We start from the raw sequence: 19297 nt of genomic DNA, 5'->3' as shown, positions 1-19297 counted from the left end.
GAGAGGTGCCGACATGGGAGCATGGGGTATAAAAGCATTAGAGCGTGACGAAGGGCTGGATGTACTGAACATCCTCAAAAATGAATATGTACCGGAGCATCCGGTAATGGATCTGGGTGAGATGATCGAACTGATGAAAGAGGAAGGTATGTTGGGAGAAGATCTCTCCGACATCGACTTTCTCTATGATAACACCGCTATGGCTCTGGCTGAGCTGTATTTCCAATGGAAGGATAACAGCAAGCTGGACTACGATCATGAAGAAGCTATATGGGATAAAATCACCGGTTTCACAGCATCCAAAGAAGCCATTGCCTTCCTGCTGCGGCAGCTCACCGACATCAAAAACGAGGTGCCGGACGAGGACGGCATCCGTGAGATTGTGGATCTTTGGAAGAACGAGGATAGCGGTGAGATCGCTCCTGAGTGGTTGGAACACTTGAATCAGCTCATTGATCGACTGGATTCAGAACAGGAGGTGCGGAAAATGTATATCAAAAAATACTGGGGCAACTTTATCGGAGGTTCCGATGACAGTCTGAACCTTGTGGCATTTTTAGAGGATCAGAAAAAGGAGGAGATCCCCCTCAGCGAGATTTTCGCCAAGATCGGTCTGGACAAGCAGAACTGGGACTTTCGCCAAACCGTGGAGTACCTGGAGTTTACACATTCCGATGGCGTGGAGATGGACTTCCACTTCGCCATTGATGTGGTCACCGACCTGGCCGCCATCCTGCTGGAGTGCAGCGTCAGTGGCAGTGTAAACCTTCAGGATCTGGACGAGTACAACACCCCCGCCCGCCGTATCCGCATCACGGTTACGCCGGAGGAGCACGACGCCATGAATAAGGCCCTGGCGGACTTTGTCCATGCCCCGCTGGAATACGACATCAGCGAGATGATGGGCGAGGATGAGATCACAGATATGGCTTATCAGGTGGAGATGCTGCGGAAAGAGCTGTACGAAGCCTCCGGCCGTAATCGGAACTACCATGTAAAGGCGGAAGATGTGAAACATCTGCTGCCCGACTGGGAGGGCGCCGATGGCTGTATCGCCACCAACCGCATCACAGTAGAGGGCCGCAAGGTGGGCTACTGCTACAGGGAGGAGCCGGACGGCGGCTGGGACAGCGGCTGGCGCTTTACCGCTGGTGACGAGAGCGAGGCGTACATGGATGATCCCAACAATGCCGGGATTTACAAGCTGAATACGATCTGCAACGACGATCCCGACATCATTTCGCTGTTGCATACGCCCGCCCCCTGCGCTTTTGAGCGGGACGAGAGTGGTGTGTTTCAGCAGATTCAAGGCTGGAAACCGGAACAGGATGAGGAGGAGCCTGATATGGATATTTTGAAGCAGTGCCAGAAGTGGCATGAAAACGACGAACACCAGAAGATCATTAACGCGCTGGAGGCTATTCCTGCCGAAGAGCGTACCCCGGAAATCGATATGGAACTGGCCCGGGCCTACAACAATCTGGCGAACCCCAGCGAGCCGGAGGGAAGAAAGCTGCTTCACCGGGCACTGGAACTGATGCAGTCCCAAGAGGAGAAATTTGGAGACACTTATTCCTGGAATTTCCGCATGGGATATGCCTATTATTATCTGGATCAGGAAGGCCGGGCTCTTCGGTATTTTGAAAAAGCTCTGGAACTGCATCCCGGTGATGATCCTAAGCTCAACACCCAACAGGACATTGAGGAACTGATTGACTGGTGCCAGAAGGGCATTTCCCTGCCGCAGTTCTCGGAGTGCTTCCGGGAGCGGACAGAGGACTGGTGGGAAACCTTTGCGGAAATGGAAGCAGAATTGCGCCAGATGATGGATGAGGACAAAGATCACACCCGCGGTGCCGAACTCGTGGCCCAAATGCAGGAAACCCTGAATCTGGTCTTTGATGAAATCTCCTTTGAAATGGGATTTAACGGCGAGAAGTACGAGCTGATCCTCACCCCGGAGGGTGATAAGGTCAAACTGTTTGAGCTGATCTACTTCCAGAAGCATGCCCCCAAGGAGGTGCTGGAGCACTGGAACATCCTTGTGGGCCGTCAGCCCATCCGAAACATCGGACTGCGCACCGACGATGGCTGGGATATCTCCGGGGAGGATGTGCAGATCTGGCTGGAGAAGCAGGGCGAAAACAGCTTTTCCATCTCCGCCTACTGTGAAAAGCTGCTGCCTATGCTCCGGGAGGAGGAAAGTAGGGCCTGGTGGATGCTCACCACCCTCACCGACCAGGTGCTGGGCGAGATCCCCCACATGAGATACATAGATAGCTTTGATGTGCTGGAGGAACCCAAGACAGAGCCGTCCTTCCTCCTGTCTCAGCTTCCCGACGCTCTGAAGGAGCGGGGGCTGGAACTCTCCACCGACCCGGAAGCCTATCTGGAGAGCTACCTTGGCTACAAAATGGAACCCAATGAAGATCCCGACGCCGATTGGCGGTTGGATACCATGGTGGGCTCCACTTGCTGTGTGCCGCTCATCAACGGCTATCTGAATGCCGACAATGATTTTATGGACGATCTCCATGCCGATGGCACGGTGGCGGGCTTCTTCTGCTATCCCCTGGATACCCTGCGGGAGGAGGAAGGCAGTCAGAAGATCTTCGACTTCCGAGACAAGCTGGAAGAAGTGTTTACCACTGATGAAGGATCGGAAGTGCTCACTCTCACCGGCGGGGCCACCGGCCGCTACTGCGGCTATGTGGACTTCATCGCCTGGGACATCCAAGAGGCGCTGAACATGGCGAAAGAGTTCTTTGAAGGCACGGACATCCCATGGGCCATCTTCCACACCTTCCGCCGTGAAGCCGGTTCTGTACCCCTAAAGCAACAAGATGATGGGCCAGAAACTGAGAATCAGGATGACGAGTTGGATGAAACGCTTACGGGCATGGACTATATTCCTTATACCCAACAGAACGCCGAAGCATTCTTCGCTCAGCTGGAGCAGTGGAACGACGAGGACGAGTACACCCGCTGTATCCAGGCACTGAATGCCATCCCGGAGAACTGGAGGAACTACCGCACCGCCTACGCCCTGGCCCGTGCACTGGAGAACTACGCCATCATCGGGGACCATGACGAAGGTACTTTGAAATCCAAGGGAGACAAAGCCCTCCTGAGGGCCATTGAGGTGTTGGAGTCCGTCCGGGAGGAAGGCCAGGACAAGGCGGAGTGGAATATGCGGATGGCCTACGGCTATCAGTATCTCTATGGCCAGGAGGCAAAGGCCATTCCCTACGCCCAGCGTTGGGCAGAACTGGACCCGGAAGACGAGGACGCTCCGGCGGTGATTCGGGAGTGTAAGGCGGAGATCCGGAAACGCCAGCGCGGCCGGAAGAAGGCCAAATTCGTGCCTGGTAATACCCCTTTTGAGGGCTTCGACCTCACCAACTTCTGGGATGATAATTGGTATGCACTGAAAGAATATGTCAGTGAGCCGCCTTCCGATGAGCTGATTGCCAGCGTGGAGGAGGAACTGGGCTACAAGCTGCCCGCCGCCTACATCTGGCTGATGAAGCAGCACAACGGCGGCATTCCGGTGAATACCTGCTATCCCTGCGATGAGCCTACCTGTTGGGCAGAGGACCATGTGGCCATCACCGGAATTTTCGGCATCGGGCGAGAAAAGAGCTGCTCCCTCTGCGGAGAGCTGGGCAGCCAGTTTATGATCGATGAGTGGGAGTATCCCGCCATCGGCGTGGCCATCTGCGACTGTCCCAGCGCCGGACACGATATGGTTTTCCTGGACTACCGGGCTTGCGGTCCCCAGGGAGAGCCTGCGGTGGTCCATGTGGATCAGGAAAATAACTATAAAATTTCCCATCTGGCAGACAGCTTTGAGGAATTTATCCGGGGACTGGAGCATGAATCCCTGTATGATCCGGATGAAGAAGATACAGACGATCTCGACGAGGAAGATGACGCTGACGGGGAGGAAAACAGCCACACAGGCGTCTTCACCGGCTTTGTCCTCCTGTCCAAGGCAGAATGGGATAAAGAGCAGTTCATCCGGGACATGAAGGAAAAATGGGACATCACCGTGGATGAATACGACGCCAGCGAGGAAAAGGACGATGACGCCCTGGTGTTTGAAGTAGGCGATATGCTGGCCGCCGTCAGCCTGGCCTCCTCCCCTATCCCCGGTGGTGAGGCCGAGGTAAATGCGGAAAACAACTATATGTGGCCGGATGCGGTGAAAATCGCCAGGGAGCACTGTGCCCATATCATGGTGGCGGTGCTGGGCAAAGAGGAAAAGGTTCTGGAGAAGGGCAAGCTCTTCACCAAGCTGATGGCCGCTTGCTGCCGCCAGAGCTATGCCACCGGCGTCTACACCAGCGGCGTGGTGTTTGAGCCCCGGTTCTACGAGGGCTTTGCCGATATGCTCAAAGAGGACGAGCTGCCCATCTTCAACTGGGTCTGGTTCGGCCTGTACCGGAGCGAGGATGGCTTGAACGGCTACACCTACGGCATGGATGTATTTGGCAAGGAGGAGATGGAGGTGCTGAACACCGACGCCGAGCCGGAGGAACTGCGGGACTTTTTGGCAAGCCTTGCCTCCTATGTGCTGGCGTGTGATGTGACGCTACAAGACGGCGAGACTATCGGCTTTTCCGCGGACGATAAGCACACCATCACCCGCAGCCCCGGCGTCTCTCTGCCGGAGGAGCAGATGACCCTGAAAATCAGTTACGAGCCTATAAAGGGAGATCCGGAGGATGACAGCTGCGACCACTCAGACAATGATGACACGCAGGATGAGGAAGAATTCAGTAATCCCGAAGTCTACACCGAGGAGGAGATGGAGGCCGTCGAGGGGCACATTGAGCAGTATTTCGGCAAGGTCGAGAATGTGTTCCACGAGCTGGTTTCTCCCGACATCCATGTGGACATCTGCATGGTGCCGCCCACTGAGGAGCGGGACTATTACACCCTGGTCACCATGGGTATGGGTGCCCACCGGATGAATGTGCCGGTGGAACTGGCGGAATACAAGCTGGAGCGGGCGGAGCTGGCTATCGCGCTGCCTGCGGACTGGAAGTTGGATCAGGAGTCCATGAAAGACGAAAAGTGGTACTGGCCCATCCGCCTGCTGAAATCCTTGGCCCGTCTGCCCATCAACTGTGACAGCTGGTTGGGGCATGGTCATACGGTGGAGAACCGGGAACCATTTGCAGACAACACCAAACTGTGTACTGCTACCCTGATCGGTCTCCAGGATACGGAGGATGGCAGCGAGGTCTGCACTCTGCCGGGCGGCGAGGAGGTCAACTTCTATCAGGTCATTCCGCTTTATGAGGACGAGTTGGACTATAAACTGGAACATGATGTAGACGCTCTGCTGAACAAGATGAGGGGGATCAGTTTTGTCGTAAACCCCACTCGCCAGAATGCTATCACCCGTGGCACCCTTTCCAATGATGATTTTGACGGTGAGATGGACGACGATTCCTATCACCTTGAGAGCATTGAGGAGAAGGAACTGCCTATTGACCCCATCAATGCTTATAACCACATGGCCATCTACCTGCGCTGGTGCATGGAGCACGACCTGATGGGTGAGGACTTCCTGAAAGAATACAGCGAAGTGGCCAAACAGGTCAAAGCTGACCCTGCCAGTGTGGATCTGCGGGAGTTTATCCGGGATGAGCTGGACGGCTGTCTGTTCTCTGTGCTATTCAATCAGCAAGGCCGTGCCTTTGCAGGCTATTACTACGGAGAGGGCGACAGCCCCTACTATCCTGCCGATGTTGACGACAACGCCCTCCGCTTCTTCGGCCCGGAGCGGTATCACTCCGCTGAGTTCCAGGACGAAGCCTACCTGTTCATCCCCTTTGACGAGGACTACTATCAGGTTATGGCAGAGGTGATCGGGGAACGTTTTGAAAACTGGCAGGGACAGGACTTCGACGGGGACACGCTGGAGCCTTCCGAGGTGGCCCAGGCCATCATGGAGTATCTGGACTGCGAGTGTACCTATTTCCCCTCCATGAAGGATGATGACCCCATCAGGTCGGCATACAGCTACGCCCAGCGGCTGGGGGTACGGGAGGGCTTTGTTCCCGTGCTTATCCAGGCGGATGATGAAACGCTGTTGGAGTGTCTGGTAATGAACGCCGATCCGGAGCATGATGCGGACTTCTATGAATTTGACCTCAAAACGGTAATGGAGTACCGGAAGAAGATGCTGGCCGCTCCCGTCAAGGACGGAAAGGCGGTTTTGGAGGAATTGACCGGCCAGCGTAAGGAAGAAGCCGAGGACGATGACATGGACTGGGAGGAGGAAGTCCTGGGCGAGATGGAGGGCGGCTATGACAATGACCGCTTCTCCTGCTATTGGGATTCGGATAGCCACATGACCTATCCGCTCATTCTGGCCAAAATTCCGGTCAAGAACCCCTGGGAGATCTTCGCCTACCTGCCCTTTGGGAACTGGAACGAGTGTCCCGATACGCCGGAACTGATGGCGGTGGCAAAATACTGGTTTGAGCAGCATGGTGCCATCCCCGCCGCTATGAGCCACGATGAGTTGGAGTTCCTGCTCCCGGCCCCTGTTTCCCAGGAGCAGGCTATGGAAGTTGCCACAGAGCAGTACGGCTTCTGCCCGGACATCGTGGATCAGGAGCAGGATGACCCCACTGTGGGCAATCTGGCGGATGTGCTGCGGCAGTCCACCGTCTGGTACTTCTGGTGGGATTGATGGGAGATTGTGACCATGAACGAATACCTGAAGCAATATATTGAACTCCAAAAGCAGTTTCGGGAGACAGAAGGAGATCCAGACAGTGTCCGTGCTCTCTATACCTTCAAGGAGAAACTGGAGCTGTCGGAAGACAAGCAGGCCAAGGAAGTGCTGGTGGATGTGTATGATCTGCTGGACTTCAAGAAGGATGCCTACGAACTGCTCTGCCAAATTGGAAATCGTTCCGACAAGAAGACCCTCAAGCGGTTGGGAGTCTTGAAGGACTATGCGGAAAATTGGGGCAATCACTACGCCATCCCCAAGCCCCAAACACCAGAGGAAAAGCAGAATGAGAAGGAGCGGCGGGCCCAGCTGGGTCTGCCCGCCTTCCGGTATCACCCCTACCCTTTGGAAACCGGCGCTTTTGAGGAGTCCGCGGATGGCGTTGTCTGCGACTGCTGTGGCAAGACGACCCATGTTTTCTATACAAATCCGTTCTTTTCAGTGGAGGATATTGCATATCTGTGCCCAGAGTGCATCGCCAGCGGCGAAGCGGTCCGGAAATATGACGGTAGTTTTCAAGATGATTTCTCTCTGGATGATGGTGTAGACGATCCGGAGAAGCTGGACGAATTGATCCACCGCACCCCCGGCTACTCCGGCTGGCAGCAGGAATATTGGCGTGCTCACTGCGGCGACTACTGTGCCTTTTTGGGCTATGTGGGTGCCAGAGAACTGCGGGCACTGGGTGTGCTGGAGGAGGTGCTGGACGATCCCATGTGGGACGAGGAGCAGAAAGATATGATCCGGGAATCCGTCAATGGCGGGCACCTGCAATGCTATCTGTTCCAGTGCCTCCACTGCGGAAAGCACCTGGTCTGGATGGATTTTGATTGAGGTGGCAACATGGAGAAGAAGGATTTTCCCAAGGGAACCAAGCCCCGCGAGATCTTCGTCTATACCTGTGAGCGGATCGCGGAGCCTTTGATCCCGCTGGGCTACAAATACCGTAAGAGCAAAAATGACATCTACAAAAAAGACGGCATCTTTGTGTTCTCCTTTTACTTTTCCCCCTCTATCTGCTTTGGCTCCACCACTTTTACTGCCTTCTTCGATGTGAGTTCCCCGGTGATTGCCCAGTGGCGCAGTGAGCAGGAAGGGACGGAGGAAACCTATGATGGTATCGTTGGTACCTCCATCGCCCGGCTGACCCACCGGTATGATGACTTCCCCCGCTATGAGGTATCTACTCTGCTGGAGCGGGAACGCTCCATCCAGGAGATTTCCGGGCAGATCCGGGACTATGCCCTGCCGTTCTTCGCCCGGTTTTCCGACTTGCCGAAGCTGCTGGACGATGTGGAACGAGAGGGGTTCTTCCCCTATCGGAGGGGGTTCGATGTCCCTAAGCGGAATCGGGAGTTCATCGAATGCTTCCCGGGAGTATCTGAAAAAGATATAATAAATTACAGTAAGAAAACAAAACGGAGGAAAGCGGTATGGAAGAAATCAGAAAGTTTTTATCGGAACCTGAGGAACATCAGGACGAATTTTGGGAAAGCGATGCTCTGATCTGGGTGGACTGGAGAGATTTTGATGAATCTATCATCGAATACTTCAATAAAAAACTGCCTGATGAAGATAAAATTCAGTTTGAATGTGTGGAAACAGAAAAAGAACGCGGTGTTGATATTTTTATGAAAAAGAATGGTGTCAGCGCACCGATCCCCTACGCAGATGATTGTACCGACCGTGACACTACACTGAGAAGTATTCAGGAGTATCTGTCGCCGCAGTATCAGCTCCGCTGGTATATGGGCTCGCTCGGTAGCGATACCCTCGCTTTCTGTATTTATCCCACTTCAGAATGGGAGCAGATAGAGCAGGAATTTGGCGCAGAAAAAGTTGCCTACTACTTTGCACCGGTGCAGGCAAACAGTGTCATGTTCGAAATGGATATGAATGAAGTTTTTGCTTTGCTGGAGCAAAGAGGAGACGCGTAAGATTAACTTGCAGGAGGAATCACCATGTCACAGATTGCATCCTTTTATCTTCTCAAAGACGGCCAGCGGCAGGAACTGTCCAACGGAGACTGCTCCGGCGTGGTCTATATGGCCATCTGGGACTGGTGTGAGAGCGAGCTGGATCTGGATGTCCGTTTTCCTGCTCCCCAGACGGAGGACACCCTGGACTGCGCTCTGCTGGAGCGAGATCTGGCGTATAATATGCTGGCAGCTCTGCGGGAGTGGGACCTCCCGGAGCTGGCCGCTGAAATTGCCCCTGACTGGGACCTGCCCACCGAGGCGGTGCAAAGCGGGCTTGAAACGCTGCGCTCCCATCTGGAACTGGTGCGGGGCGACGTTGCCCTGCTGTATGAAATGTTATAAGGCGGAGGGATACTATGCTGGCAAAGCGGTTTGAAGATATTTTACATAAGCTGGGCATGGCTGAACTGGAACACCCTCTGTTCTACCATGCGCCGGTAGGCATTCGGTTTGAGATCGGCGGGGAGGAACCAATCTATCTGGACAGGAGTGCGGCGAAGCTGAGAACCAACCCCGCCTATGTTCAGGGGGCGCTGGACCGGGCCGCCGCGATCTATCGGGCACTTCCGGAGGTGCCGGACCTTCTGCGGATCGACGGATATCCCGATGAAGAACCTGCCGAGTCCCTGCTGACCGTTATCCGGCAGCGAATGGGACTCCCGGTTCCCAATGAGCAACTTCCGGTCATAGAGCTGGACGAAGATGGGGATACCCATGCACAAGTGCAGTTTTACTGGGATCTCAGCGGGATTACCTTTCAGCCGGAGCAACTTTTGCAGGAGATCATTCTGGGAGATATCGGAGGCTGGGCCGGCTTTGTGTCCAGCGTCTATCTGACAGGGCCTGGACCGTTCCTCTACCACCTGTACGATGACCGGGGGCTGGATGTGCTGGGCAGTTCCAGAGAACTGCTTTTGCCGCTTTACCATCAGTTTCATGGCTGGATCTTGGAGTATAATCTGGAGCAGATTGACCGGGTGTTTACAGCGGAGCAACCACAGCGGCAGAAGTTCACCATCGACGGTCGCCGCTTTTCTAACATGGCTGGTTTTTATGACGAGGTGGAGCGGGTGTTTACCTTTGGTTTGGACCGGAAGAACGGTCGGAACCTGAACGCTTTCAACGATATTCTCCGGGGCGGTTTTGGACGGCATGAGTATGGACAGCCCATCCACATCCAGTGGTTGGCCTATGAAAAAAGCGTCCGTAATCTCGGAAAAGTGACTATGGACACCATTGTGGAAATCATTTTGGATACAGACCATTCCGGGCACGACTGTACCCTGGAACGGTTTTGACCGAACAGAAACGGAGGCAATACTATGGGACTTGACATCTACGCCGGAACATTGACCCGGTACTATTCTCACAACTGGAAAACCGTTGTCCAGCAGTGGGCGGAGGAAAACGGATACTCCTTCAACTGCATCACCCCGGATGGGGAACCTGCTGATAACGAGGAAGAAATGTCCCCGGCTGAGGTTCAGGCGGCGGTGGAGAACTGGCGGGATCAGATCTTGAGCGCCATTTCTCAGCCGGGCCAGCCCCCCTACGCTCCCTGGCTTGAAGATAATGAGAAACCTTATTACACCGACAAGCCGGATTGGGATGCCTTCGGCGCTATGCTGCTGGTGGCCGCCTGTCGTACATACGAGGAACCGGTGCCTTCCACCGTGGAGAAGGACTGGATCTTCGGGGAGCATCCTCTGGTCGCCCGTCTTGCATCGGACGAGGAGCGGGTGTGGTCCCTGCTTCGGGGCGCAACTTGGTGGCTGCCTCTGGCGGATGCCTTCTTCTTTCAGGCGCCTCTGCCCACCGATGATCAGGCGATGATCGCCACCCTGGGCGGACTGCGGAAGGAACTGGAAAAGCTGAACCAGCTGGCATGGCAGGCAGATGAGGATACCATCCTTGGTTGGGCAGACACGGAGGGATACCCGGTAGACGGGACCCTGGGCCCGGATGGACAGTACAGCAAGGCGGACATCCCGGAACACACCCAGTATGACACCCAATCCCTTGCCAAGTTTGCCTTCTCCATGTTCTGGCGGGCCATGCGGTTTGCCGAGGAACAGCAGGTGCCCATCCTGCTTGATTATTAAAGAGGATTCATCAGGAGGTGAAGTCCGTGGAACAAAAACGCCCGGCAGATATATTCCAGGAACTTCTGGACTACCTATGGAACGGCCTGGGCCTGGAGGAAAAGGGCTGGAAGCGTCTGAAAAAAGGCGACTTCAAAAAGAAAACGAAAAACGGGCTGACCTATCAGATCTGGTTTGACCGGAGCCGCTACAACTACATAGACTACGAAATCGGCCATGGAAATGTGGAGGTGGGTTTCAGCTGTATCATAAAGCAGGGAGATGACTACCTCTACTCTTTCAGAATTGAACCCACAACAGGCGGTTCATTCTTTCGGATGCTGACAGAGGACCTGCGGCTGAACACCGGGCTGCTGGACACCTTTCTGCCCCTGATCAAAGCCCACTACCTTGACTTCATCGACCGCTTCGAGGCAGACCCCGTGGAGGCATTACAGTCGGTCTGCGCCCCCTTCACCGAGGCGGAGGACTACAGATGGTTCATCTATGTGCGGGAGCAGATGGTGAAACGGTACGGAACGGCGGAGCAGATGGAGGAGTACCGCCGTCAGGCAGAATTGCGCGGAACGCCGGAGTGCAAGGCGAAGACCCATACCGGAAAGTTGCTGTTCTACCAGTCCCATGCCAAGGATGTGGATCATGCCTGGGCCTCAAGCCGCACCAGAGAGGAACTGGACCAGGTGGTGGAACCCTTTGTGCAGGCCAAGCGGCAGACAGGACAGTGGACGCAGGAGGATGAGGCGGGCTATCAGCTCTACCAGCAGGAAACAGATCCGAAGAAACGCACCTTTCGGGTATGGTATCTCATCGCCAATCCCCGGGGTCTGCCGAAAGAATTTGTCCAGAAAGAACTGGAGTTCCGGTGGAAGCTGTTCGCTAACAGAGAGGAAGAAAGAAAATGAACGGTATTATTATTCTGGTTTGTAGTCTGCTGCTTCTCATGGCTATAAAACTGCTGATAGAACGCAACTTCATCGGACTGATTCTGTTTTGTGTGGTTCTTTTTTTAGCCTTTGGAGTAACTCCACACACAAAGTAGTGATTGTCCATTGCCACATAATCTACTGCTATAAGGAGGAAACTAAATGAGCAATCAAGTTTTCCGGCAAAATCTGAACGACAAAAAAGGCCCCCAGCCCGGTGGCCCCTATCTCATTCAGATGCTGTTCAAAGAGCCGGTAGAAATGCCGGATAAAGAAAAAATGACTGCTGTAATGGAGAAGCACATCGGATCAACAGAGTGCTTCTGTTATGATAAGAAAATGGCTGGCTTTGCCGCACAGGAGCATATTGCAGAGTTCAAGGACGGAAAATGCCCGGTGCAGCTGATGGTGATGAAATGCGACAAGTTCAAGGGCAAAGGCTTTGATGCCTTCCTGATGAGCCAGATGTGGGACTGCCAGGAGGACCGGGAGCGGATCTTCCGGGAGTGCAAATATCAGGTGGTAGCCACCGATATGCTGTCTGCGGCGCTTCCGGCGCTGGAGCGTGCCAATCTGGATGCCGACTTTTTGGAGGCTCTGGCGGAGCTATACCCCACCTGTGAGGCATTCTATTTCCAGAACTGCGGCAAACTGTTTCTGGCGGAGGATGTGCGTTCTCACCAGATTGAAGGTTCGGATCGGTTCATCCGCTTTGGCGTCAATGTCCGCTTCTTTAACATTGAGGGCACCGAAGATATGCTCATCGACACGGTGGGCATGAGCACCCTGTTCCTGCCCGACCTCCAGTACCACTTCCACGACATGGACCCCAACTGGGTGGTAAACCACGCCTACAATGTGGCATCGTACATATTGGAGCATGATAACCCCATTCAGGATGGGGAAACCATAGACGGCGTGGCGGATGGCCAGATGTGCCGGGAGATTCAGTGGAAGTGCCAGTATGAGGACGCTCTGATCCAGCCGCTCAGAGGGGTGCTGGACATTAATATGGGAGAGTGTGCATCTGGAATGCGTTAATATAAAATGATGCCATATAAAAAAGATAGTTGACATTATATCGTAAAATGACAGCTATCTTTTTTATATAAGGGTTTTGGTTAAGATTTTCGTTCTACAAACCACCGGCCTATATAAGCTCCCGTTAAATTTGTACTGCGTTCAAAAAAGAGATGGCTTTGCTTTCCGTTTACCAAAATTGTATAACAGTCGCCCTGACCTCCAGCTTTCCTTGCGACAGAGGGTTTCACATTCAAAATGCGGTCAATTGTATAAGGCGTTCCGTCTTCCCAGGTAAGTTCTTCTGGAAGCATTTTTCCGTCTGGAAGGAAGGCTGCTCTTACGTTTACATAAACCTTGCAGTCTGTCTGAACACCGCTCATATAGTTCTACCTCCTTAAAAAGTTTTTTAACTTCTTCCAGTTCTTCCTCAAGTGTAGATGCATCTGAATGGAAAATGAGATGTGCTTCATCCTTTGTCCATCCGCATAGCAGATAATCACCGGTATGTGTTAGCTCAGAGGTATAGTAAAAATATTGCTGCTTATCTAATTGACAGCAGAAATAGGCACACCGGGTAAGAGGGGAGAGGACAGGAGATGGAGTAATAAGCTGATAGATGATAGTTGTCCCATTGTTGCAAAGTTCTTTTCTAAGGGAAAAATCGTTTTCCGTATATGGACAAATATAATCAGACTCTTCCTGATACATGGCATGGAACAAGTCAAGGTATAGATCGGAGCCATTTTTTTCAAGATCCTGGCAAAATGATTTTGGGGAAAGATAGAAAAAATGGGGGTTCCATTTATGTTCTACATAGTATATATCGCGGATAGTATCTTCGTTCATCAGTAGTCCTCCTATTCAATTGTTTTCAGAAAATTCCCATGTGATACGATGGGAGACTCCAGTTTATAACCTTTACGTTTCATGACACGAAATTTAAAGTCCAGTAATTCTGCTGGTACATAAAGAGCTTTGGCTGCCTGAAAGAAAAACTGGTCTTCGTTTAATGCATTTAATACGCAGTCATCGGATAACAGCAGTTCGGCAGCAAAGAGATTTGCTTCATATTCCTGCCGATCTGTATCGTCAAATAGTGTAAATTCATGAAACGCAGCTGTTATGTTTGTATGAAGCACGGAGTGAGCAATTTCATGAGCTAGTATGACCCGTTGAATCACTTCCGGTAAATCGCTGTTGATTGTGATATGTTTGATTCTGCGGTGCTGAACATAAAATCCTTTGCAGCACCCTTTATATCTTCCCATCGGTTTTAATACCACGATAATTTTCATTGCCTGTGCCAGACGGAATGGATCCGATTCACCATATTTTTTCTGGATCCGTCTGACTTCTTCAGATATGGATTGAATAGTCAAAACAGCTCCCTCCTTTCGGACTATATTACGGGAGAAGATTATTGTGGATTTTTCTTTTTGCCAAAGGTTTTTCTGGCTGCTTTTTTACAGTCATAGTATGCTTCGGCAACTGCCTGAAAATAAGCATCTTTTGCTTCTTCGCTTAGAGTGCCTCCTGCAAAAAGAGCTGTGTTCTCAGCCAGCATTTTCTGTAGATCCAACGCCTCCCTGGTTCCGCTATTTTTTCTCATATCTTCTACATATTCCATGCGGTCTAAGCCGTAAGATGGATCCTCTATGTTATCGTTCTGCAGATACTCGGTTGATACCTCCAGTGCCTTTGCCAGTTTATAAAGCTGTGCCTGGTATGGTTTTCTTTCGCCTAATTCATAAGAAGTAATTGTCCGGATACCCATTCCGGCTTTTTCTGCTAATTGTTTCTGACTTAATCCAAGATTTCCGCGTTGTTCTTTAACTTTAGCACCAAAAGATTTCATGTCAGACCTCCATTCGTTTTAGTGTGCGTAAACTTGCTAACTGTGCTATTGACAAGTGTGCATGTAGTTGCTAATATTTGAATTAGCAAGAGTTAGCAAGTATCAGTGACTATATGCAAATTATAATGGTAAGTGTGCAAACTGTCAAGAATAAGTGTGCTAATACTTGCTAGAAAAAATTGGAAGAGGGTACAGAATATGAATCGGACAATCCTTCATAGCGATATGAACTGTTTTTATGCTTCTGTAGAAATGATGCTGAACCCAGAGCTACAGGGAAAAGCAGTAGCAGTGTGCGGGTCCACAGAAAACCGTCATGGAATTGTTCTTGCAAAATCAGAGAAAGCGAAACAAGCAGGAATAAAAACAGGGATGGTTAACTGGGAGGCAAAACGACTTTGTCCGGATTTGATTTTGGTTCCACCCCAGTATGAACAGTATTTAAAATATTCCAATATGGCAAGAGAGATTTATCAGGAATATACAGACCTGGTAGAGCCTTACGGAATGGACGAGTGCTTTCTAGATGTGACAGCAAGTCAGGTTCTTTATGGTTCTGGAAAAGAAATTGCAGACCAGATTCGCTGCAGGATGAAGAATGAACTGGGATTGACTGTTAGTATAGGAATTTCATTCAATAAAATATTTGCAAAACTGGGAAGTGATATGAAGAAGCCGGATGCCATAACTAGCATTGAAGAATCAGAATGGAAACAAAAGGTTTGGCCGCTTCGGGTATCGGAATTATTATTCTGTGGCCGCTCAACTACAAAGAAGCTGGAGCAAGTTGGAATTTATACGATAGGAGATCTGGCAGAAATGGATCATGATTATGTGAACCAGCTTCTTGGTAAAAATGGGCTGATGCTGTGGTCATATGCAAATGGTCTGGATGATAGTCCGGTAATGGAGAAGGACTTTGTGTCTCCGATGAAAAGTGTGGGGCATGGAATTACTTGTACAGCAGATCTTAAAACAGAAGAGGAGGTCTGGAAGGTTATTCTGGAATTATGCCAGGACATAGGACATCGATTAAGGATTCATGGATTGAAAGCACAGGGGGTTCAGATAGCGATTCGCAGTCAGGAACTATTTATAAGGCAGTATCAAGGTCAACTTTCCCTTCCGACGATAGTGCCTTTGGAAATTGCTAAACTGGCGAGGGAACTATTTCAGAGAAATTATGATTGGAAGGAACCTGTGCGTTCGGTAACTGTTCGTGCAATCAACTTGGTATCAGCAAAAGAACCGGAGCAAATCTGTTTGTTTTCGGATCCAATCCGGCTTGAGAAAGAAGAAAAATTATTTCTGGCGATTGAGGAAATTCGGCGGCGATTTGGAAAAAGGGCTATCTATCCAGCGGCCTTGATGAAGGATCTGAAGATGCCGGAATACCGAGATCATGGTTTGATTATGCCGGGAGTTATGAACCGGTAAGATAGGAGGGGCTTATGGGACGGAAAAACTCATTGGCAAAAAACAGTATTCAGATGCTGTGTGTGATGCAGCATCTGGATGAACAAAATTTATATGAAAGGTCAAAATTGTTATTATCTATTTATCGAAATGTATGCTGGACGGCCTGTGACCGTGCTGCAATGCTTCGTGAAGAAGCAGAATATTGTTATGGCAGAGAACTGGAGGAGGGGCTTCTATATCTGAATGATTTTGCTCCTACTGTAGAGAGGGAAAAGTTTGAAGAAACAGTAAAAAGCCTGTTCCAGACCAAGTGGCTTGTGGAACTGGTAGACTCGGCCATGGTTAAAATGCGTGATTTTCCATATTCACCACAGCTTTATTTTGACATTGTGTTTAAGTGTTATTTAAGCCGGTTCCGATATACAGAACCTGAATTACTGGAAACGCTTCGGATGGAAAGAAGCACATATTATGATAGAAAAAAGGAAGCAATTAAAATATTCGGTCTATCCCTTTGGGGGAGTGCTCTTCCTCAAATCAAACAGGCTTTGGAAGAACCGTTACTTTATGAATAGAGGAGAGGTGGTTTTATGAGCAACAAAAAGAAAATGGAAGTTTTGTATTTTGTTGAGCAATACATAAAAAGGTATGGATATCCGCCTACTGTGCGGGATATCGGAAAAGGTTTAGGGTATCGTTCCCCATCAACTGTGCATGGTTATCTTCGGCAATTGAAGGAAGAACATCTGATTGAAAGTGACGGAAGCAAACCGAGAACGCTTCATATTAATTAAATAGTCCGACTAAAGTCCGACAATAGTCCTACTGAAAGTCCGACTTCTCTCATGTTATAGTCAGTACACTGGATGGTCAGTGTGCTGAGCGAGAAGATCTCATACAGAAATGTATGGGGTCTTTTTTTATAGTGTTTTGTGCGCTGCATCCAATTTCAAATTTGTTAAGAGCCAGCGGGATCTTCCCGTTGGCTTCTTTTTTTCTAAGGAGCAGCGTATGGAGAAAAGCTTTTGCTTGAGGATTGCCAGAAACCTATGTCGTAGTCCGCCACTTGTCCTTCGTTTTCACCACCCAACGAAAACTAAGGAGGACAGGAACATGGCAAAACCGTATAAGATACCGGATTTTAGAAAAATGTATCCGGAAGCCAGCGAGGAAGTAATCGCTGTATTGAGAACAAGTGAAAGAAAAATGCAGTATCAGGAATATGACTTAAAAAGAGCAAGAAATATCGTAGATCCTAAAACAGGAGAGAAAATGACCATTCCTAGCAGAGAGGATTCCTATGAACGCCTGCAGGAAATGGCTGTGCAATTTCCAGAAGAAAACAGAAGTGTTGAGGATCAGATTCTGAAAAAAATAGAGTGTGAACAGTTACATAAATTCCTTTTAGAACTCTCGAAAGAAGAACAGTGGTTGATTCAGGAACTCTATTTTGAGGAACGGACGGAACGGGAGGTAGCTTCGGTACTTGGATTGTCACAGAAGGCGATAAACAAACGGAGACAGAAGATTTTAGAGAAACTGAGAAAATTATTTTAATTATTTTTCTGTTTTTGGTTCTCAAACTTCTCTGCCAGCGTGGAAAGAAGTGAAGGGGACTGATTTCTCTTTCTGTTCTTTGGCAAAAACTGTGTGAAACAGTCATATCCGGCAATACAGATACCTTAGTTGTTCAGCCCAAAAGGAAAAGCACAAAGGAAAATCCGCCACGACCACCTGCAGATAGTCAGAGTGTCTGTCAATAAGATGACATCAAAGGTGCAGAGCGAAAAAAATTTGTCCTTAAAGCAGTTTTGGCAGACTGCCTGCAATGACCTGAACAGCCTATAATGATACTTCCGTCCAGTCACAGCCCCGCAAAACGGGAACACGCAATGAGGGCGGCTCGGAGAGACCCTCGGAGGGGAACAATCCCATGACAGCCTTAAGCCATGGCTGGTCAGTGTTGCCGCCCAAAGATATCGGTTGTAACAGGAATATCAGTATTTCCGATATCTGGTTCCGGGAAGTTGTGTCGAATAGGAACTTTTGAAAATGAAGAACAAGTGATTTTTAACAGAAACTATGGCGGCAGCTTTATATTTATCCAGCGGAAAAGGAAAGATAGATCAGCTGGATAAGGCTGCCGCTATCCTTGTGTTCTAAATCACAAAATGATAAGGAGGAAGATGTATATGCGTGTCAAAGAATTTATGGAATTATATTCTGACAGCAATTTTCATTTTATGACATCGAAAGGATATTTATTTCTGAATTCTGACCAGGTAAAATCCATACTTTTGGAAGGGCAGAAAGAAGCAGCCAAGAAGGAGCTGGGAAAGGGAATCCGAGCTGATGAACTTTTGGCAGGCGAGGTCATCAGCGTAAGCTGGAAAAAGGGCATTTGCCATATGACGGCAGAATTACATAGAGATAGAGACTTTTCATAAAGAGTAGGAACATTCGTAGTCCAAAGTAGATGGAAGGAGGGGAAGTGTTACGATAAAAAAAGGAGATATATATTATGCAGACCTGATGCCGGTAATAGGCTCTGAACAGGGGGGAATCCGGCCGGTTTTGATTATTCAGAATGATGTTGGTAATTGTTACAGTCCAACCGTCATTGTGGCAGCAATTACAAGTCGGCCTAATAAGCACTGGATACCTACACATATCGAATTGGGAAATCATGTAAGAGGACTCCATAATGATTCTGTTATTTTATTGGAGCAGGTAAGGACGATTGACCGGATAAGATTAAGAGGGTATGTAGGAAGTCTGAGTGGAGCCATGATGCGTAAAGTAGATGAGGCAATTCTCGTGAGTTTTGGTGTAACAGTACAGAGAAGAACATAAAGGGTGTTTGGAAAAGGAGCAGGAGGCAGGAATGGGTCAGGGAAAACGTGCGTGGATCTATTGTGCGATTGATGCACCGGAAGATAGAAATGGTGCATTAAAAAGTCAGTTTAAACAGCTGATTGATTATGGAGAGCAGATGGGATTTGAACTGGTTGGAAGTTCCAGTGATGTGGGGACAACTCCGCTTTGGAATCGAAATGGATTTCGTCATTTTATAGAAGCGGTTCAGAGAGAACAGGTAGATGTTCTTTTGATTGTAAACCGTGGCAGGCTGTCCAGATCATCCATGCAGCTCGCAAGATTTCAGATCCTTCAGGAAAGCTATGATGTCGATGCATATTCGCCATTGGAAGGGAAAATTGAGTTTGGCAGTTGAAAAAATAGGA

Annotated in this window: 19 protein-coding genes; 16 read left to right on the top strand and 3 right to left on the bottom strand. The window is 49.9% G+C overall.

Features of this window, described 5'->3' with window-relative positions; translation table 11 throughout:
• The first annotated feature begins 13 nt into the window (after positions 1-13).
• The 9 genes from LK416_09740 to LK416_09700 all read left to right on the top strand — a co-directional run bounded on the left by LK416_09740 (position 14) and on the right by LK416_09700 (position 12799).
• Positions 14-6709 carry a DUF2185 domain-containing protein gene (locus LK416_09740; protein UEA73941.1) on the top strand — a complete coding sequence of 2232 codons (6696 nt, stop codon included), beginning with the start codon at positions 14-16 and terminating at the stop codon, positions 6707-6709.
• Between the two features lie 15 nt (positions 6710-6724).
• Positions 6725-7588 carry a CbrC family protein gene (locus tag LK416_09735; protein UEA73940.1) on the top strand — a complete coding sequence of 288 codons (864 nt, stop codon included), beginning with the start codon at positions 6725-6727 and terminating at the stop codon, positions 7586-7588.
• A gap of 9 nt (positions 7589-7597) precedes the next feature.
• Complete coding sequence (locus LK416_09730) at positions 7598-8260, top strand: DUF4304 domain-containing protein (GenBank protein UEA73939.1); 663 nt, start codon at positions 7598-7600, stop codon at positions 8258-8260.
• Entirely contained in the window at positions 8188-8691 is a 504-nt protein-coding gene (locus LK416_09725; protein UEA73938.1) for a glutathione reductase, read from the top strand. Before LK416_09730 ends, LK416_09725 begins: the two co-directional genes overlap by 73 nt.
• 24 nt (positions 8692-8715) lie before the next feature.
• The gene (locus LK416_09720; protein ID UEA73937.1) at positions 8716-9075 is read left to right on the top strand and encodes a hypothetical protein; all 360 of its coding nucleotides are present in this window, start codon (positions 8716-8718) and stop codon (positions 9073-9075) included.
• Between the two features lie 14 nt (positions 9076-9089).
• Positions 9090-10031 carry a DUF3885 domain-containing protein gene (locus tag LK416_09715; protein UEA73936.1) on the top strand — a complete coding sequence of 314 codons (942 nt, stop codon included), beginning with the start codon at positions 9090-9092 and terminating at the stop codon, positions 10029-10031.
• A 24-nt stretch (positions 10032-10055) separates the two neighbouring features.
• Positions 10056-10835, top strand: coding sequence for a hypothetical protein (locus tag LK416_09710; GenBank protein ID UEA73935.1), 780 nt, complete (start codon positions 10056-10058; stop codon positions 10833-10835).
• Between the two features lie 26 nt (positions 10836-10861).
• Complete coding sequence (locus LK416_09705; GenBank protein UEA73934.1) at positions 10862-11737, top strand: spondin; 876 nt, start codon at positions 10862-10864, stop codon at positions 11735-11737.
• Positions 11738-11920: 183 nt separating this feature from the next.
• The gene (locus LK416_09700; GenBank protein UEA73933.1) at positions 11921-12799 is read left to right on the top strand and encodes a DUF4261 domain-containing protein; all 879 of its coding nucleotides are present in this window, start codon (positions 11921-11923) and stop codon (positions 12797-12799) included.
• 80 nt (positions 12800-12879) lie between these two features.
• Here the strand turns inward: LK416_09700 and LK416_09695 are convergent, their stop codons facing one another.
• The 3 genes from LK416_09695 to LK416_09685 form a co-directional block, all read right to left on the bottom strand.
• Positions 12880-13161, bottom strand: a complete 282-nt coding sequence (locus LK416_09695) for a hypothetical protein (protein ID UEA73932.1) — start codon at positions 13159-13161, stop codon at positions 12880-12882.
• Between the two features lie 477 nt (positions 13162-13638).
• Positions 13639-14160, bottom strand: coding sequence for an ImmA/IrrE family metallo-endopeptidase (locus LK416_09690; protein ID UEA73931.1), 522 nt, complete (start codon positions 14158-14160; stop codon positions 13639-13641).
• 38 nt (positions 14161-14198) lie between these two features.
• Positions 14199-14636 carry a helix-turn-helix domain-containing protein gene (locus LK416_09685; GenBank protein ID UEA73930.1) on the bottom strand — a complete coding sequence of 146 codons (438 nt, stop codon included), beginning with the start codon at positions 14634-14636 and terminating at the stop codon, positions 14199-14201.
• A gap of 198 nt (positions 14637-14834) precedes the next feature.
• Between LK416_09685 and dinB the strand changes: the two genes are divergently transcribed.
• The 7 genes from dinB (at position 14835) to LK416_09650 (ending at position 19287) form a co-directional block, all read left to right on the top strand.
• Positions 14835-16073 (top strand): DNA polymerase IV, encoded by a 1239-nt coding sequence (gene dinB, locus LK416_09680; protein UEA73929.1) that lies wholly within the window; start codon positions 14835-14837, stop codon positions 16071-16073.
• Between the two features lie 14 nt (positions 16074-16087).
• A complete protein-coding gene (locus LK416_09675; GenBank protein ID UEA73928.1) occupies positions 16088-16630 on the top strand; it encodes a hypothetical protein in 543 nt (180 codons plus the stop codon).
• A 15-nt stretch (positions 16631-16645) separates the two neighbouring features.
• The gene (locus LK416_09670; GenBank protein ID UEA73927.1) at positions 16646-16849 is read left to right on the top strand and encodes a hypothetical protein; all 204 of its coding nucleotides are present in this window, start codon (positions 16646-16648) and stop codon (positions 16847-16849) included.
• A gap of 319 nt (positions 16850-17168) precedes the next feature.
• Entirely contained in the window at positions 17169-17612 is a 444-nt protein-coding gene (locus LK416_09665) for a sigma-70 family RNA polymerase sigma factor (protein ID UEA73926.1), read from the top strand.
• A gap of 635 nt (positions 17613-18247) precedes the next feature.
• Positions 18248-18502 (top strand): hypothetical protein, encoded by a 255-nt coding sequence (locus LK416_09660; protein UEA73925.1) that lies wholly within the window; start codon positions 18248-18250, stop codon positions 18500-18502.
• Positions 18503-18554: 52 nt separating this feature from the next.
• Positions 18555-18908 (top strand): type II toxin-antitoxin system PemK/MazF family toxin, encoded by a 354-nt coding sequence (locus tag LK416_09655; protein UEA75903.1) that lies wholly within the window; start codon positions 18555-18557, stop codon positions 18906-18908.
• Positions 18909-18939: 31 nt separating this feature from the next.
• Positions 18940-19287, top strand: a complete 348-nt coding sequence (locus LK416_09650) for a recombinase family protein (protein ID UEA73924.1) — start codon at positions 18940-18942, stop codon at positions 19285-19287.
• Positions 19288-19297: the final 10 nt, after the last annotated feature.

Source organism: Lachnospiraceae bacterium GAM79 (genome assembly GCA_020735665.1).
Classification (GTDB): Bacteria; Bacillota; Clostridia; order Lachnospirales; family Lachnospiraceae; genus Coprococcus.
The sequence above is the reverse complement of the archived record's forward strand: the minus strand, read 5'-3'. Positions and strand labels throughout refer to the sequence as shown.

Bases quoted from the DNA above. Each gene is read 5' to 3' on its own strand.
- LK416_09695 (UEA73932.1), bottom strand. From the start codon at position 13,161: ATGAGCGGTGTTCAGACAGACTGCAAGGTTTATGTAAACGTAAGAGCA.
- LK416_09700 (UEA73933.1), top strand. From the start codon at position 11,921: ATGAGCAATCAAGTTTTCCGGCAAAATCTGAACGACAAAAAAGGCCCC.
- LK416_09650 (UEA73924.1), top strand. From the start codon at position 18,940: ATGGGTCAGGGAAAACGTGCGTGGATCTATTGTGCGATTGATGCACCG.
- LK416_09730 (UEA73939.1), top strand. From the start codon at position 7,598: ATGGAGAAGAAGGATTTTCCCAAGGGAACCAAGCCCCGCGAGATCTTC.
- LK416_09735 (UEA73940.1), top strand. From the start codon at position 6,725: ATGAACGAATACCTGAAGCAATATATTGAACTCCAAAAGCAGTTTCGG.
- LK416_09675 (UEA73928.1), top strand. From the start codon at position 16,088: ATGGGACGGAAAAACTCATTGGCAAAAAACAGTATTCAGATGCTGTGT.
- LK416_09715 (UEA73936.1), top strand. From the start codon at position 9,090: ATGCTGGCAAAGCGGTTTGAAGATATTTTACATAAGCTGGGCATGGCT.
- LK416_09725 (UEA73938.1), top strand. From the start codon at position 8,188: ATGGAAGAAATCAGAAAGTTTTTATCGGAACCTGAGGAACATCAGGAC.
- LK416_09685 (UEA73930.1), bottom strand. From the start codon at position 14,636: ATGAAATCTTTTGGTGCTAAAGTTAAAGAACAACGCGGAAATCTTGGA.
- LK416_09665 (UEA73926.1), top strand. From the start codon at position 17,169: ATGGCAAAACCGTATAAGATACCGGATTTTAGAAAAATGTATCCGGAA.
- LK416_09720 (UEA73937.1), top strand. From the start codon at position 8,716: ATGTCACAGATTGCATCCTTTTATCTTCTCAAAGACGGCCAGCGGCAG.
- LK416_09740 (UEA73941.1), top strand. From the start codon at position 14: ATGGGAGCATGGGGTATAAAAGCATTAGAGCGTGACGAAGGGCTGGAT.
- LK416_09670 (UEA73927.1), top strand. From the start codon at position 16,646: ATGAGCAACAAAAAGAAAATGGAAGTTTTGTATTTTGTTGAGCAATAC.
- LK416_09710 (UEA73935.1), top strand. From the start codon at position 10,056: ATGGGACTTGACATCTACGCCGGAACATTGACCCGGTACTATTCTCAC.
- dinB (UEA73929.1), top strand. From the start codon at position 14,835: ATGAATCGGACAATCCTTCATAGCGATATGAACTGTTTTTATGCTTCT.
- LK416_09660 (UEA73925.1), top strand. From the start codon at position 18,248: ATGCGTGTCAAAGAATTTATGGAATTATATTCTGACAGCAATTTTCAT.